The 14,042-nt window shown below is 69.8% G+C and carries 15 protein-coding genes; 8 read left to right on the plus strand and 7 right to left on the minus strand.

Features of this window, described 5'->3' with window-relative positions:
* Positions 1-10: 10 nt before the first annotated feature.
* Positions 11-382 (plus strand): MerR family transcriptional regulator, encoded by a 372-nt coding sequence (locus tag G7043_RS21680; RefSeq protein WP_166048047.1) that lies wholly within the window; start codon positions 11-13, stop codon positions 380-382.
* 1 nt (position 383) lies between these two features.
* On the opposite strand, the gene G7043_RS21685 is transcribed toward G7043_RS21680, so the two are convergent.
* Complete coding sequence (locus G7043_RS21685) at positions 384-1,424, minus strand: NAD(P)-dependent alcohol dehydrogenase (RefSeq protein ID WP_166048049.1); 1,041 nt, start codon at positions 1,422-1,424, stop codon at positions 384-386.
* Positions 1,425-1,568: 144 nt separating this feature from the next.
* Here G7043_RS21685 and G7043_RS21690 point away from each other — a divergent pair, with 144 nt between their 5' ends.
* From G7043_RS21690 to G7043_RS21700, 3 genes are all read left to right on the plus strand, one after another.
* Positions 1,569-2,441, plus strand: coding sequence for a helix-turn-helix transcriptional regulator (locus tag G7043_RS21690; RefSeq protein WP_166048051.1), 873 nt, complete (start codon positions 1,569-1,571; stop codon positions 2,439-2,441).
* The gene (locus G7043_RS21695; RefSeq protein WP_086663518.1) at positions 2,438-2,719 is read left to right on the plus strand and encodes a SelT/SelW/SelH family protein; all 282 of its coding nucleotides are present in this window, start codon (positions 2,438-2,440) and stop codon (positions 2,717-2,719) included. Before G7043_RS21690 ends, G7043_RS21695 begins: the two co-directional genes overlap by 4 nt.
* 164 nt (positions 2,720-2,883) lie before the next feature.
* On the plus strand, positions 2,884-3,411 hold the full coding sequence (locus G7043_RS21700; protein WP_166048053.1) for a hypothetical protein: 528 nt from the start codon (positions 2,884-2,886) through the stop codon (positions 3,409-3,411).
* Positions 3,412-3,490: 79 nt separating this feature from the next.
* Here the strand turns inward: G7043_RS21700 and G7043_RS21705 are convergent, their stop codons facing one another.
* Complete coding sequence (locus tag G7043_RS21705; protein ID WP_166048055.1) at positions 3,491-4,270, minus strand: SDR family NAD(P)-dependent oxidoreductase; 780 nt, start codon at positions 4,268-4,270, stop codon at positions 3,491-3,493.
* A gap of 86 nt (positions 4,271-4,356) precedes the next feature.
* On the opposite strand from G7043_RS21705, the gene G7043_RS21710 reads away from it, so the two are divergent.
* On the plus strand, positions 4,357-4,950 hold the full coding sequence (locus tag G7043_RS21710) for a TetR/AcrR family transcriptional regulator (protein WP_207311458.1): 594 nt from the start codon (positions 4,357-4,359) through the stop codon (positions 4,948-4,950).
* On the opposite strand, the gene G7043_RS21715 is transcribed toward G7043_RS21710, so the two are convergent.
* The gene (locus G7043_RS21715) at positions 4,932-5,504 is read right to left on the minus strand and encodes a dihydrofolate reductase family protein (RefSeq protein ID WP_166048059.1); all 573 of its coding nucleotides are present in this window, start codon (positions 5,502-5,504) and stop codon (positions 4,932-4,934) included. The two genes, G7043_RS21710 and G7043_RS21715, sit on opposite strands and share 19 nt — an antisense overlap.
* A 172-nt stretch (positions 5,505-5,676) precedes the next feature.
* On the minus strand, positions 5,677-8,421 hold the full coding sequence (locus G7043_RS21720) for an ATP-binding protein (protein ID WP_166048061.1): 2,745 nt from the start codon (positions 8,419-8,421) through the stop codon (positions 5,677-5,679).
* 102 nt (positions 8,422-8,523) lie between these two features.
* Between G7043_RS21720 and G7043_RS21725 the strand changes: the two genes are divergently transcribed.
* Positions 8,524-8,742: a hypothetical protein gene (locus tag G7043_RS21725; protein WP_166048063.1), complete on the plus strand. Its 219-nt coding sequence runs from the start codon at positions 8,524-8,526 to the stop codon at positions 8,740-8,742.
* On the opposite strand, the gene G7043_RS21730 is transcribed toward G7043_RS21725, so the two are convergent.
* Both G7043_RS21730 and G7043_RS21735 read right to left on the minus strand, forming a co-directional pair.
* Positions 8,739-9,479 carry a hypothetical protein gene (locus G7043_RS21730; RefSeq protein ID WP_166048065.1) on the minus strand — a complete coding sequence of 247 codons (741 nt, stop codon included), beginning with the start codon at positions 9,477-9,479 and terminating at the stop codon, positions 8,739-8,741. The two genes, G7043_RS21725 and G7043_RS21730, sit on opposite strands and share 4 nt — an antisense overlap.
* Positions 9,480-9,609: 130 nt before the next feature.
* A complete protein-coding gene (locus G7043_RS21735; RefSeq protein ID WP_207311459.1) occupies positions 9,610-12,291 on the minus strand; it encodes an AfsR/SARP family transcriptional regulator in 2,682 nt (893 codons plus the stop codon).
* A 123-nt stretch (positions 12,292-12,414) separates the two neighbouring features.
* Here G7043_RS21735 and G7043_RS21740 point away from each other — a divergent pair, with 123 nt between their 5' ends.
* Complete coding sequence (locus G7043_RS21740; RefSeq protein ID WP_166048069.1) at positions 12,415-12,942, plus strand: RICIN domain-containing protein; 528 nt, start codon at positions 12,415-12,417, stop codon at positions 12,940-12,942.
* A 106-nt stretch (positions 12,943-13,048) separates the two neighbouring features.
* Entirely contained in the window at positions 13,049-13,723 is a 675-nt protein-coding gene (locus G7043_RS21745) for a DNA alkylation repair protein (RefSeq protein ID WP_166048072.1), read from the plus strand.
* On the opposite strand, the gene G7043_RS21750 is transcribed toward G7043_RS21745, so the two are convergent.
* Positions 13,708-13,995 (minus strand): hypothetical protein, encoded by a 288-nt coding sequence (locus G7043_RS21750; protein ID WP_166048074.1) that lies wholly within the window; start codon positions 13,993-13,995, stop codon positions 13,708-13,710. The genes G7043_RS21745 and G7043_RS21750 overlap by 16 nt on opposite strands.
* Positions 13,996-14,042 lie beyond the last annotated feature (47 nt).

The following is a 14,042-nucleotide window of genomic DNA, read 5'->3' on the forward strand; positions in this document are numbered from 1 at the left end:
CGGAGGTCTCATGCGGATCGGCGAGCTGGCGACGAAGACCGGCGTGAGCGTGCGCGCGTTGCGCTACTACGAAGAGCAGGGCCTCCTCGCGTCCGAACGCAGCGAGAGCGGCCAACGGCACTATCCCGACAACGCGGCCGGTCGCGTGCACCTGATCCAACAGTTCTACGCGGCCGGGATCTCCAGCGCGTCGATCCTGGAGATGCTGCCGTGCGTGGTCACCGGTGAGGCGTCCCCGCAGGTCCTGGCGACACTGCGGGGACACCGTTCGTCGGTCGTGCGGCAGATCGAGGAGCTCCAGGCCACGCTCCGGCAGCTCGACTCGGTGATCGCGGGCGCCGTCAAGTCCCACGATTCCGGCGTGCCGTGCCCGCCCGGCTAGGTCAGATCGTCGCGGTGTCGATCACGAACCGGTAGCGCACGTCGCTCGACAGCACCCGGTCGTACGCCACGTTGACCTGGTCGGCGTCGATCAGCTCGATCTCCGCGCCCAGGCCGTGCTCGGCGCAGAAGTCCAGCATCTCCTGGGTCTCCGCGATGCCGCCGATCATCGAACCGGCGAGCGTCTTGCCCCCGCCGAGCAGCCCGAACAGGTTCAGCGAGATCGGCTCCTCGGGCGCGCCGACGTTGACGATCGCGCCGCCGGTCCGCACCAGGCCGAGGTAGGCGTTGAAGTCCAGCGGCGCGGACACCGTGGACAGGATGACGTCGAACTTCCCGGCCAGCTCGGTGAACGTGGCGGGGTCGCTGGTGGCGCGGTAGTCCTGGGCGCCGAGCTTGAGGCCGTCGTCCTTCTTGCGCAACGACTGCGACAGCACGGTCACCTCGGCACCGAGCGCGGCGGCGATCTTGACGCCCATGTGCCCGAGGCCACCGAGGCCGACGACCGCGACCTTCTTGCCCGGCGCGACGCCCCAGTGCTTGAGCGGCGAGTAGACGGTGATGCCCGCGCACAACAGCGGCGCGGCCACGTCCAGCGGAAGTCCGTCCGGGATCCGCACGACGAAGTTCTCGTCGACCACGATCGACTTCGAGTAGCCGCCGTAGGTGACGTCCCCGCGGCGGTCGACGCCGTTGTAGGTCATGGTGCTGCCACCGGTGCAGTACTGCTCGAAGCCGCGCAGGCAGTTGTCGCACTCCCGGCACGAGTCGACCATGCAGCCGACTCCGACGCGGTCGCCGACGGCGTGCCGCGTCACCTCGGAACCGACCTCGACCACCACTCCGGCGATCTCGTGACCAGGGACCATCGGGAAAATGCCCTCGCCCCAGCCCTCGTTGACCTGGTGGATGTCCGAGTGGCAGATGCCGGCGAACTTGATGTCGATCAGGACGTCGTGCGCGCCGACCGCACGACGCTCGATGGTGGTGCGCTCCAGCGGTGCCTTGGGTGCGGGAGCGGCGTAGGCAGCGACGGTGCTCATCAGATCTCTCCTCGTTTTGGCGTGTCGGTGACGACACTGCTCCGGTTCGAGGGCTCTACCCAGACACCTGTTCTTCGTACGTCCGGCGTGCCTACCACTGGCAGTAGCAGGCACGTCGCGGCCGGTCCGGTGATACTCGGAGGCATGGACGTCGACCCGCGCACCGAGCTGAGCGAGTTCCTGCGCAGCCGCCGGGCGCGGCTGTCCCCCGACGACGTGGGCCTGCCCCGCTACGGCAGGACCCGCCGCGTGCCGGGACTGCGGCGCGAGGAACTGGCGCAGCTCGCGGGCGTCTCGGTCGCGTACTACACGCGCCTCGAACAGGGGCACGGCCGCAACGTCTCGGACGAGGTGCTGCACGCGATCGCCAACGCGTTGCAGCTCGACGAAGCCGAGCGCACGCACCTGCGCAACCTCACGAGCTGCCCGCTCGGCGGCAAGAAGAAGAAAACCACGCGGCAGGTGCGCCCGGCGTTGCAGCACCTGATCGACAACATCGGTGTGCCGGCGTACATCGGCGGGCGGCGCTCGGACGTCCTCGCGTGGAACCCGATGACGGCGGCGCTGTTCGGTGACTGGGGCGAACTGGAACCGCGCGACCGGAACTGGGCGCGGTTCATCTTCCTGCAGCCCTCCTACCAGGAGCTCTTCGTCAACTGGGAGAGCAAGGCCTCCGACGTCGTCGCGTTCCTGCGGATGGACGCGGGGTGTTACCCGAACGACCCCGATCTGGCCGCGTTGATCGGCGAGCTGTCGGTGAAGAGCGAACCGTTCCGGCAGCTGTGGGCCAAGCACGACGTCAAGGAGAAGAGCTTCGGCACGAAGGTGCTGCGGCACCCGCTCGTGGGCGAGATGACGCTGCAGTACGAGACGCTCCGGATGCCCAGCGAGCCCGACCTGTTCCTGAGCACGTACCACGCCGAGCCCGGCTCCTCGTCCGCCGAGGCGCTGCAACTGCTCGCCAGCTGGGGCAAGGACGCGACCCGCGCGGGCATGCCGCACCATACCGACGTATGAGGACGCCGCGTCTGGAGATCGAGTACTGCACCCAGTGCCGGTGGTTGCTGCGCGCCGGGTGGACCGCGCAGGAGCTGCTGACCACGTTCACGACCGAGCTGGGCGAGGTCGCGCTGATCCCGGGCACCGGGGGCGTGTTCGACGTTCGGCTCGACGGCGAGACCGTGTGGTCGCGCAAGGAGCAGGAGGGCTTCCCGGACCTCGCCGTGCTCAAGCAGCTCGTGCGCGACCGGGTGGCGCCGGAACGGTCGTTGGGCCACACCGATCGCAAGCACTAGTCCGAAGATCCTGCGGTCGTGGGTGACGCGCGGACGAGTTCAGTCTCGGTCCAATCTGCGTCCAGTTCGCCGAGCGAGCCTGATTCGGCAGCACTCCCGACGACCAAAAGGGTGTTCCAGTGTCCTTGCGCTTCAAGCACCTGCGCGTATTGGCCGGGTTGTTCATGGCCATGATCGCGATCATGGCCACAAGTCCGGCAGCGTCGGCATCAGCACCATCGTCCAAGTCGATCCTGAAAATCACTTCGTCGCCCAGCGCGTCGAACGTCACGACCAATGCGTGGCCGATCAGTCCGCCCCGCATCTTTCCCCCCGACACTCCCTGCTATCGCGAGGAGGTGGAGGAGCACATCTACGAAACCGGCCAGGGGCAGCACATGTACACCTTCTGGTTCGGGGCGCAGGTGTGCATCTTCAGCGACCACATCTACGTGTACGAGCCCGACTCGAACGTGACGTACCCCACCCCCACCGGGCAGCCGGACGTACGACTGGCTTCGGTGGCGTTCACCGTCCAGAACACGATCCACCCGATCGACCCGAACGACATCTACACCTATTCGTCCCTCGCGGTGACCTTCTGCCCCGATCTGCCACGGCCCAGCGCATGTCAGCAGTACCACCACCAGCTGGGCCTCGAGTTCACTCGCGGCTGGGTCTATCCGATCGGCCGCTTCGACCGGATCGCTTGAGCTGAACCAGTCCGGCGATTGATCGTCGTGACGAAGTCCCGGTCAGCAACACCGCTGACCGGGACGGTCCGAGACCTGCTCAGGCGGCTGTCAGCGCGCCCATCGCGGTGACCGCCAGGCGCCTGCTCGCCAGCCGGGTCATCCCCGCCATCAACCGGTTGAGCCGGCCGACGGCGATGCTCGGCGGCGGGTTGCGCCGATCCAGGGTTCGCAAAGCCGTCCGCACCACCAGTTCCGGCGTGTGCATGCGCGCGCCGGACGCCGCTTCCTGGCCCGCCACGTCGAAGAACTCGGTCTGCGTCGCGCCCGGCGAGAGCGCGAGCACCCGCAGGCCGCTTCGCCGGTGTTCGTGCCACAGCGCTTCGGTGAAGCTCAGCACGAACGCCTTGGCCGCCGCGTAGACCGCCATCCTCGGCACCGGCGTGTACGCGGCCATGCTCGCCACGTTGATCAGCACGCCACGCCCGGACCCGGCCAGCTCGTCGACGAACGTCCTGGTCAGGTCCACGACCGCGGAGATGTCGAGCGCGATCTCGGTGCGCAGCCGTTCCGCGTCCTCTCCAGCGAACGGGCCGTAGGTGCCGAACCCCGCATTGTTGATCAACCCGGTCAGCGTGATTCCGCGCGCTCGCAGCTCGGTGGCGAGGCCGGCCACCGCGCCGGGTTCGGTGAGGTCGCACGGCAGCACGGTGACGTCGACGCCCTCCAGTTCTGCGGCGAGCGCCTTCAGCCGTTCCGTCCGGCGAGCCACCAGCACCAGGTCAGCGCCCCTGCGGGCGAGTTCACGGGCGAACTGGGCGCCGATCCCGGCACTGGCTCCGGTGATCAGGATCCGGGCACCCCGGTAGTCGATTGTCACTTCCAGGCCTCCTTGGCATCGAGTGCCAAGTTAGCATCAGATGCCGCACGGACGCCAAGAGTCGAGGTGGCACTAAGGTGGAGGGCGTGTCAGATCGCCTGTGGGACCGCACGCGCCGCCGCGTCCAGGAGGAGGTCGTGGACGCCGCGCTGACGTTGTTCCTGGAGCAGGGTTTCGAGGAGACGACGGTCGACCAGGTCGTGGCCGCGGCCGGGATCTCGCGGCGCTCCTTCTTCCGCTACTTCGGCACGAAGGAGGACATCGTCTTCGGTGATCTCGCCGAGCAGGGCCCGGTGATCCTCGCCGCGTTGCGCGAACGCCCCGACGACGAACCGATCTGGGACGCGCTGGGGCACGCGTTGTCGGTGCTGAGCACCAGGATGAGCCCTGAGCGCGGAATCGCGATCGGTCGGCTGGTGGTGACGAGTCCCGCGCTGCGTGCCGCGCATCTCGAGAAACACCTGCGCTGGCAACAGGTTCTGGCTCCGGAGGTCGAACGCCGGGTCGGCATCGGTGACGCGCCACCCGGCCTGGTCGGCGAGGCGATCGTGGCCACCGTGCTGGCGTGCCTCGACGCGGCCACCGCCGCCTGGCTCGACCAGGGCAGCGATGACCTCGAAGAACTGCGGCGGCTCACGTACGTCGCGCTCGCCGCCGTGCGTCAGCGCACGACGTCGTAGACCAGCTTCTGGATCCCGTTCGAGTACGACTCGCTCTCGACGACCTTCAGCAGCTGCTTGTCCTTGTCGGTGTCGCTGAACAGCCGCTTGCCCGCGCCGAGCAGCACCGGGAACACCAGCAGGTGGTAGCGGTCGATCAGGCCCGCGTCGGACAGGTTGCGGTTCAGCGTCGCGCTGCCGTGGATGGAGATCGGGCCGCCCTCGGTCTCCTTCAGCGCGGCCACGTCGTCCAGCGACCGCAGGATGGTGATGTCGCCCCAGTTGTCGACCAGCTGGTCTTCCTTCAACGTGCTGGACACGACGTACTTCGGCATCACGTTGTACCGCGGGAAGTAGTCGAGCGTCGGCCACACCGGGGAGAACGCCTCATAGCTGACCCGGCCCATCATCATCGCCGCGGCCTCGTCCTGCTCGCGGCCCTTGATCTCGTAGGCGGCCTCGTCGAACTCGATGTCCTTGAACGTCCAGCCGGAGCTGCGGTGACCGGGCTCGCCGCCGGGCGCTTCGACGACGCCGTCGAGCGAGACGAACGCGGTGGCGATCAGCGTGCGCATCGGGTTTCTCCTTGGAGTTCGCACTGGCTTGTCATCAATGCGTCGAACGGTAGATGCCGGGATCGACATCGCGCGCGGAGAAAGTTTCCGGGATGCGTCACGGCGGCGCTGAACACCCCACCGAGTCCAGCGCCGCCGGTTGGTCCAGGAGTGTTCCGCGCGCCGGGCCGGCTCACATGCGGGGAGAGCCCCCAATCAAGGGACGGGCGTGGGTGATGAGGGCGGCGCGGGAGGTCTGGCCGGTGCGGGCCTTGAGGCTCGCGACGTGGCGTTCGACCGTGCGCGGTGACAGGAACAGCCGCTCGGCGATCTCGGCGTTGCCGAACCGTTCCACGACGAGCCGCAGCACCTCGTACTCCCGCACCGTCACACCGGCCTTGCGCAGCTCGGCGGGCACCGTGTCGTGGTCGCGCCGCCGTCGTTGCCGGGGCGCGCCCGCCTCGCGCAGCACCGCCCGGCACGCCGAGGCGACGGCGGGCACGTCGTGCTGGTGGAAGTGCTCTTCGGCCTCTCGCAACCACTCCAGCGGCTCGCCCCAGCCGTCAGCCAGCGCTCGCGGACCGGCCAGGCGCAGGCCGAGGTAGCGCGGCAGGCCTAGTCCGGTGCTGAGTTCCAGCGCCTCTCGCGCGGCTCGGTCGGCCTCGGCGGTGCGGCCGTCGCGGCCGAGCAGGATCGCGCGGCTCCAGGCGAAGTAGGTCCGGTGCATCCGGACCTGGGCGAGGTGCGACTCCGCCAGCCGGTCGTGCTCCGGCCAGTCCGCGAGCCCGTGCGCGACCCGGACGAGCAGGCGCGGGCCCTGGTAGAAGGTGCCGCGGAGGATGCGCGGTTCCGTGACGGCCTTCTCCACCTCGTCGAACTCGGCCAGCGCGCGGTCGTACCGCTCCTCCATCAGCGCGCACACCGCCGAGCTGTACGACCAGATCTCCTCCGAGCCGCCGTGGTCGCGCAGCCGGGCCAGCGCCCGGTCGGTCGCCTTGCGGTCGCCGTGCATGGACGCGATGCCCGCCTCGATGGCGACGGCGAGCGACTTCAACGCGTGCAGCCCCAGCTTCTCGGCGGCCTCACCCGCGCTGGCGCCGTACCTCGCGGCTTCGGAGTACTCACCGCGCACCAGACAAGTTCCGCCCAGGTGCAGGTCGGTGGCGATGAGGATGACGATCGCGCCGGTGTCGAGCGCCGCGCGCCGGGCGGCCAGCAGGGTGTCGACGCCGACGGTCAGGTACTTGTCGGTGATCCCCAGTTCCAGCAACGCCCGCAGCCGCCACGCCGCGAGCCCGTGCTGTTCGGCGACCTGCAGCCAGCGCTGGATGTGCTGCCGCGCCTCGGCGAGGTCCTGCCCCCGCGTGCACCGGGTGAGCACTTCGAGGGCTTCGCAGACGATCTCCGGGGTGCCGGTCGCGGCTGCGCGTTCGGCCAGGGCGCGGGCCTTCGGCAGCAGGTCCAGCTGGTTGAGCCCGAGCAGGAGCGTCGCCTTGACGACGTCGACGGCCGCGCAGGTCTCCTTGGCGGTCTCGAGCAGGTCGAGCCCGCGTTCCCACTGCCCCGCGACGGCCGCGACGCGTGCCTGCGCCAGCCGGACGACGGCTCTTCGCTCGCCCGTGGCGTGCGCGGCGGTCAGCGCCTGCTGGAGTCGTTCTCCCAGCGCGAACGCCCGTGCGCCGTTGTCCGCGGGCACGACGACCGCGGCCAGCGGGAGCACCGCCGCAAGCGCGTCGAGCAGGTCCGCCGCGAGGTCTGGATCGCCGTTGTGCAGGGCTTGTCCACGTTCGAGCAACTCCACCGCCGTGCCGAACCGGCCGAGCGCGGCGGCGTGCCGTCCCGCCTGGACGAGGCTGCCGACGGCCTTCCGCGTGTCACCGGCCTCTTCCCACAGCTCGGCGATGAGCTCCAGTTCGTTGGGGCGCAACGCTTCCGTGGTTTCGGCGGCGGTGCGGGCGAGCGCCGCGCGGGCGGTCGGCGTCATCCGGCCCCGGATCGCGTCGGCGGTCAGCGCGTGCCGGAACTTGTGGCCATGGACGAGCTGTGCGCGTTCGGCGTCCTGCAACAACCGCAATGCGTCCGGGCACTGCGCCACGACGACGTCCAGCGGGAAGGTCTGCCCGAAGATCGCGGCGGCTTCGAGCAGCGCGATGCACTCGGGGCCGAGCGCGTCCACCCGTTGCAACGTCGCCGCCGCGACCGTGGGCGGCACCGCCCGCAGGTCGCCGTTGATCAGTTCCTCCACCACGAACGGCACGCCGTCGGAGATCCTGACGAGCTCGGTCAGCACGTCGGCCGGCACGGGCTTGCCGAGGCAGTGGCAGGCCAGTTCCGCGACCTCGGTGTCCCGCAACCCGTTGAGCCGCAGGACACCCGCGACCCGGCGGGCCGCGGCCGAGTCAGCGAGCCGTTGCGCGCCATCGGGATGCGGCCGCAGCGTGGCCAGGAGCAGCACGGGTTCGTCCGCGAGGTTGTCGAGCAGGTAGTCCACCACGGCCAGCGTCTCGCCGTCCGCCTCGTGCAGATCCTCAAGCACCACAACGGTTTTCTCGGCCGTGAGCAACCTCAGGACCGCCTCGGCCCTGACCACCGCCGGATCCGGCACACCAGCGGGTGCATCCGGGGTCATCCGCAGCAGCACGGGCAGATACGCGCCGAGCTGCTTCTCGTCCGGCGCGGCGACCTTGCGAAAAGCCGACAGCACCGCCTCGCACAGCGCCCGCAACGGCACCGCGCGGCTCGCTCGTCCCCTGAGCACGCGAAACCCGCGCTGCGAGGCGTGCCCGACGAGCTCGGACGCCAGCCGCGACTTGCCGATTCCCGGTTCCCCCACCAGGAACATCGCGCCACCGCGACGTTGCTCGGCCCGTGCCACCGCGGCCCGCAGCGCTGAGATCTCCTCGCTCCGACCCACCAGCACCGGGGACTGGAACTGCATGGCGCCCGACCCTACTAGCAACGCAACCGGTCAGGAATCGAGAAGCCCGGTGACCAGCGTCGCTCCTAACGTTGTCCTCAACAACGACCTGGGAGGACGAAGATGAGCAGCAGCAAGGGGATCCGCAAGTTCCACCGCCTGGTGAGCATGGTCTTCATGGCCACCGTCGTGTTCACGGCGGTCGCGCTGACCGTGGACAACTCGGTGATCTGGGTGTCGTACGTGCCGCTGCTGCCGCTGTTCGTCCTGATGGGCACCGGTGTCTACATGTGGTTCCTGCCGACGATCGCCCGCCGCCGCGCCCGCCGGGCGGTGGCCTAACCGTCCAGCCGGTTCTCCAGGTGCGTCAGGGTGGCGTTCAGCGCCACCCCGTACACCGCGATCCGGCACGCCAGCCGCCAGAGCGTCGCGTCGGTCGGCGCCACGGCCAGGCTGACCACCAGTTCCCGCACGAGCCGCCGGGTCTGCGCGACCAGCACCCCGACGCTCTCGGTGATCTCCGCGAACGCCGCCGACACCGCGCTCAGCCCGCGGATCGCCTCGATGTTGTGGCCCATCAACCGCAGGTGCTCGTCCGCCCCGGACCAGCAGGGCACGTCGTGGTCGAGGAACTCGGCGAGGTCGTTCGCCATGTTCCGCAGCTCGATTGCGATGTTGTACCAGGTCACGGCATGTGCGGTGATCACGTCCGGACGGCCGGTCAGCTCGTCCAGGACGTCCCGCAGCGGCCCGATCAGCTCCATCGCCGGCCCGGCGGTCTGCGCGACCGGTGCGATCAACGTGGGCAGGGCGGCCTCGCGCACCGGGTCGGGTTCGGGCGGCTTGACGCCGTAGAGGTCGTACAGCCCGGCCACGATCAGGCGCAGGTTGTCCTCCACGTACTCGACCAGCTCGTCCTGCCGGGCGTGCTTCTCCAGAACGGTCTCGATGATCCACCGGCACAGCCGCCCGTAGACGGTCTCGTCACCGACCACGACCGCGCTGGCCCGGTGCACGGCGGCGAACCGCAGACGAACGGCCTCGATCTGGCCGGCGTGACGGACGATCTGGCCGGACACGCTTCCCCTCAACCCCGTTCACTCACATGGCCCCCACCAGCCTCATTTTCGCGCACGCGGGGACCTTCCGTACCACCTGACCGCACGAAAGGTCCCCGCGTGCCGACCGACGTCGCCGGGTACGCGGTGTTCAGGACCAGTGGCCGGTGGTCGCCGCGCTCAGCGACTGAGTCCTCAGCGGACTGAGGCGGGCGCGCACCGCGTCCGCGTCGGGGTGGTCGAGGTCCTCGATGAGGCCGAGCGCCTCCCGCCACGCCCTGCGCGCACGTCCCGGCTCACCGGCGGCGAGGTGGCTGTCGCCGAGGTGGACGAGGACGTCGGCGATCCGGTGGTGGTCGCCGAGCGAGCGGAACAGGTCGAGCGACCGCTGGTAGCAGGCGATGGCGTCGTGGTGGTCGCCGCGGTGGTGGCGGATGTGGCCGAGGCTGTCCCAGGTGCGGGCCTGGCCGTCTTGGTCGTCGAGCTCCTCCAGCAACACCAGCGCCTCCCGGCACGAGCTGAGCGCGCGGTCCAGGTCGCCCAGCAGTGCCTGGTACCAGCCGATCGCGCTGAGCACGTCGGCCTGGCCGTGCCGGTGGCCCGCTGCCCGGTAGAGGTCGAGGGCCTGCCGGCAGTGGCGCAGGGCCTGGTCGTGATCACCCTGCCGTTCGGACAGACGAGCGAGTTCACGCCGGGTGCGCGCCTGCCCGACGGGGTCAGCGGCCGTGTGGAGGCTGCACTGCAGGTGGAACTGGGCGTCACTGAGGCGGTCCAGCTGCGTGTCGGCGCGGGCCAGGAAGTGATGGGCGTGGCTCTGCGCGAGCGGGTCGGCGAGGTTCAGGGCGGCGGCCAGGGCGACCTGACCGAGGGCGGCGAGGTCCGGCCAGTGCCCGCGGCGTTCGAGGAACTCGGCCAGTGCCTGGGCGAGGTGCCAGGCGTGAGTGTCGAAACCGGTGGCGCCGGCGTGTTCGGCGGCGGCCAGCAGGACGCGGTGCTCGGTGGTGAACCAGGACAGGGCCTGCGCGAAGTCGGTGAACGCGGGCGTGATCACCTCGCGGGCCGGGTTCAGCAACCGTGCGGCCGCCCGGGAAGTCCGCACGTAGTGGTCGAGCAGTCGGCGGGTGGCAAGACGTCTGTCCGCGACGCTGTCGTGGATTTCGGCCTGTTCGACGGCGTACGCGCGCAAGAGGTCGTGCAGCACGTATCGGCCGGGCTGGTGCTCGACGAGCAGGTGCGCGCGGGTCAGTTCGGCGAGCAACGGCCGGATCTGCGGCGTTCCCAGGAGACCGGAGGCGGCCCTCGCGCAGACGTCCGGACCGGGATGCAAGCCGAGCAGGCGGAACAGCCGGGCAGCCGCGGGCCCCAACGCCCGGTACGACCAGGAGAACACCGTGCGCACGTCCGTGGCCGAGTCGCCGCCGTCGAACGGGTCGAGCCCGCCGCGCAACTCGGCGGCGATCGCTTTCAGCGGGAACCCGGTGCAGGCGGCACGGGCGGCCACGACGGTCAGGGCGAGCGGCAGGCCCGCGCACCGCGTGATGATCTCGGCCGTGGCCGCGGAGTCGATCGGGGTCGCACCGAGGCGATCGGCGAGCAGCTCACGTGACTCCTGCTCGGACAACAGACCCAGCGCGATGGGGTGCGCGCCGTCCGTGGCGACCAGCCCGGTCAACCGCGTGCGGCTGGTCACCAGCACCAGGCACCCCGGACTGCCGGGCAGCAGCGACCGGACCTGGTCCGCGTCCCTGGCGTTGTCCAGCAGGATCAGCATTCGCTTGTCCGCCAGCGCACTCCGATACCGGCTGACCTGAGCGTCCACGCTCGCCGGGACGCGCAGGCCGAGCGCGTCGAGCAGCGCGTGCAACGCCTCACCCGTCGTCATCGCGTCGTCCGGGCCGAACCCGCGCAGGTTGAGGTACAGCTGGCCGTCCGGGAAGCGTGCCACGACCCGATGTGCCCAGTGCACCGCCAGCGCCGTCTTGCCCACCCCGCCCATGCCGGACACGACCACCGGGCCTGTGCGAACCGCGTCGAGCGCCGCGAGTTCGCGAGCCCGTCCGGCGAACGATCGCGGCGGCGCGGGCAACTGCCGCGGCACCGTCCGGCCGACCGGCAACGCGAGGTCTCCGGTGAGGATCTTCTTGTGCAGCAACCGCAACTCGGGTCCGGGATCGGCACCGAGCTCGTCCGCCAGCCGCAGCCGGACCTGTTCGTACCGCAGCAACGCGTCCGCCTGTCGTCCACAGCGGTACAGCGCCAGCATCAACTGCCCGGCCAGGCGTTCGTCCAGCGGGAAGGCCGCGGCCGTCGCGTCCAGCTCGGCCAGCAGCTCGGTGTGGCGTCCCTGTTCCAGCGCCAGGTCGTTGCGGTCCAGCAGGGCGGCGAACCGGCGTGCCTCCAGTGCGGACCGCACGGTCGCGAGCCACGGAGTGTCCAAAGTGGAGAAAGGCTCTCCTCGCCACAGCCCGAGCGCGTCGTTGAGCAGTTTCACGGCCTCGTCCGGCGTGACGCGCGCCTGTTCCACCAGGCCGGCGAACCGGTGCAGGTCCACCGACATCGGGTCGACGGTCAGCACGTAACCGCCCTGCCGGCCGACGATGCTCACCTCGTCCGGAAGAACCTGCCGCAACCGCGACACGTACCCGGCGACCGCGTTGCGCGCCCGGTGCGGCACCTGCTCGCCCCACACCCGGTCCACCAGCACGTCGACGGGCACCAGCCGGTTCGCCTCCACCAGCAACGCCACCAGCACACATCGCTGCCGGGAGTGGCCGACGTCCACGATCCGGCCACCGACGCGGACCTCGACGTCGCCGAGCAGTCCGAACTCCACCAGCACTCTCCCTGAGCAGCCGATCACACAGTTTCCGAATCCCTGCCGAACACCGGACGTCCACTCTCATTCGCGACAGACCGGTCGCAGGGAACCGGTCGTCGGCAGACCTTCGGAGGGCCCATGTCCAGGACGTTTCTTCGCCGAGTCAGCGCCGCGATCGCGCTGACGGCCGCCGCGGTGGCGCTCGCCGGTGCGGGCGCGGGAACCGCGTCGGGCGCCGTCACCTACGACCTGCTGCGCAACGCCAACAGCTCCAAGTGCCTCGACGTCGCCGACGGCAGCCGCGACAACAAGGCCGCGATCGTCCAGTACACCTGCGACGCCTCCAAGAGCCACCAGCAGTGGACCCTGGAGCAGGTCGGCGACGGCAGCGGTGCCGTGCGGATCAAGGTCGCGCACAGCGGCAAGTGCGTCGACGTCTGGGACGCGAGCCAGGACGCGACCGCGGACGCCACGCAGTACACCTGCAGCGCCACCAAGTTCAACCAGCAGTTCCTGGTGGAGACGACCGCCACCGGCACGATGAAGTTCCGGGCACGTCACAGCGGCCAGTGCCTCGAGATCGCCGGCCGCAACTCCACCAACAAGTCGCACCTGCACCAGAACTGGTGCACCTCCCACCGCGCGCAGGAGTTCTCCATCGGCTGATCACTCCTCTTCTCGCGGGTTGTGCTCCGGCAACGGGGCACAACCCGCTTTTCGGCGTTCCGGCTCGTAGGCTGTCCGTCACCGGTGGCGAACGGGAGGTCGGACGGTGGCGGAAACGACGGTGGCCGAGGTGATGGCCGAACTGGCCGCGCTGGAGGATCCGAAGGCCCGTGCCGTGAACGAAAAACACGGCGACGACCACGGCGTGAACCTCGGCAAGCTCCGCGCGGTCGCCAAACGCCTCAAGACCCAGCAGGAACTCTCGCTCGAACTGTGGGCGACGGGTGACACCGCGGCCCGGCTGCTGGCCCTGTTGATCTGCCGCCCCAAGGCGTTCTCACGCGACCAGCTCGACACCATGCTGCGCGAGGCCCGCCGGCCCAAGGTCCAGGACTGGCTGGTGAACTACGTGGTGAAGAAGAGCCCGCACGCCGAAGACCTGCGGGCGACGTGGTTCGCCGATCCGGACCAGGTGGTCGCGAGCGCGGGCTGGGCGTTGACCACCGAACGCGTCGCGAAGAAACCCGAGGGCCTGGACCTCGACGGCCTGCTCGACACCGTCGAAGCCGAGATGAAGGGCGCCGAGGAGCGGCTGCAGTGGGCGATGAACCACTGCCTGGCCCAGATCGGGATCGAGCACCCCGAGTTGCGCGCCCGTGCGATCGACATCGGCGAACGTCTCGAAGTTCTCAAGGACTACCCGACGCCTCCGAACTGCACGTCGCCGTTCGCGCCCATCTGGATCAACGAGATGGTGCGCCGCGCTCAGAAGGTGGAGTGACCCGCCACCGGAGGAAGTTCGAGCAACTGACTGGCGACGTCGAGGAACTCACCGCCGCACTGCCACAGCGCGAGGTCGGGATCGACGACGAACGGGTCCGCCGGATCCACGTGACGCTCCGGCACGCGGTAGGCCAGCGCCTCCGAGTCGGAGTACGCGAGCACCGTCTCGTTGGTGCCCCGCCACACTCGCCGGAACATCACGGCGTTGACGCAGGCCATGCGGTCGTGCACGACGGTCCGCTGGAATCCACGCCGCAGCAACAGCTTCATGCAGTCTTGGACGCTTCTCGCGTGTTGTGCCAAGTCACCCTGCCCAT

The sequence above is a fragment of the Lentzea alba genome, from assembly GCF_011067745.1.
GTDB classification, from domain to species: Bacteria; Actinomycetota; Actinomycetes; order Mycobacteriales; family Pseudonocardiaceae; genus Lentzea; species Lentzea alba.

Coding starts and splice junctions, on each gene's coding strand:
- G7043_RS21750 (WP_166048074.1), bottom strand. CDS start 13,995: ATGAAGCTGTTGCTGCGGCGTGGATTCCAGCGGACCGTCGTGCACGAC.
- G7043_RS21725 (WP_166048063.1), top strand. CDS start 8,524: ATGAGCAGCAGCAAGGGGATCCGCAAGTTCCACCGCCTGGTGAGCATG.
- G7043_RS21695 (WP_086663518.1), top strand. CDS start 2,438: ATGAGGACGCCGCGTCTGGAGATCGAGTACTGCACCCAGTGCCGGTGG.
- G7043_RS21680 (WP_166048047.1), top strand. CDS start 11: ATGCGGATCGGCGAGCTGGCGACGAAGACCGGCGTGAGCGTGCGCGCG.
- G7043_RS21700 (WP_166048053.1), top strand. CDS start 2,884: ATGGCCATGATCGCGATCATGGCCACAAGTCCGGCAGCGTCGGCATCA.
- G7043_RS21720 (WP_166048061.1), bottom strand. CDS start 8,421: ATGCAGTTCCAGTCCCCGGTGCTGGTGGGTCGGAGCGAGGAGATCTCA.
- G7043_RS21715 (WP_166048059.1), bottom strand. CDS start 5,504: ATGCGCACGCTGATCGCCACCGCGTTCGTCTCGCTCGACGGCGTCGTC.
- G7043_RS21740 (WP_166048069.1), top strand. CDS start 12,415: ATGTCCAGGACGTTTCTTCGCCGAGTCAGCGCCGCGATCGCGCTGACG.
- G7043_RS21685 (WP_166048049.1), bottom strand. CDS start 1,424: ATGAGCACCGTCGCTGCCTACGCCGCTCCCGCACCCAAGGCACCGCTG.
- G7043_RS21690 (WP_166048051.1), top strand. CDS start 1,569: ATGGACGTCGACCCGCGCACCGAGCTGAGCGAGTTCCTGCGCAGCCGC.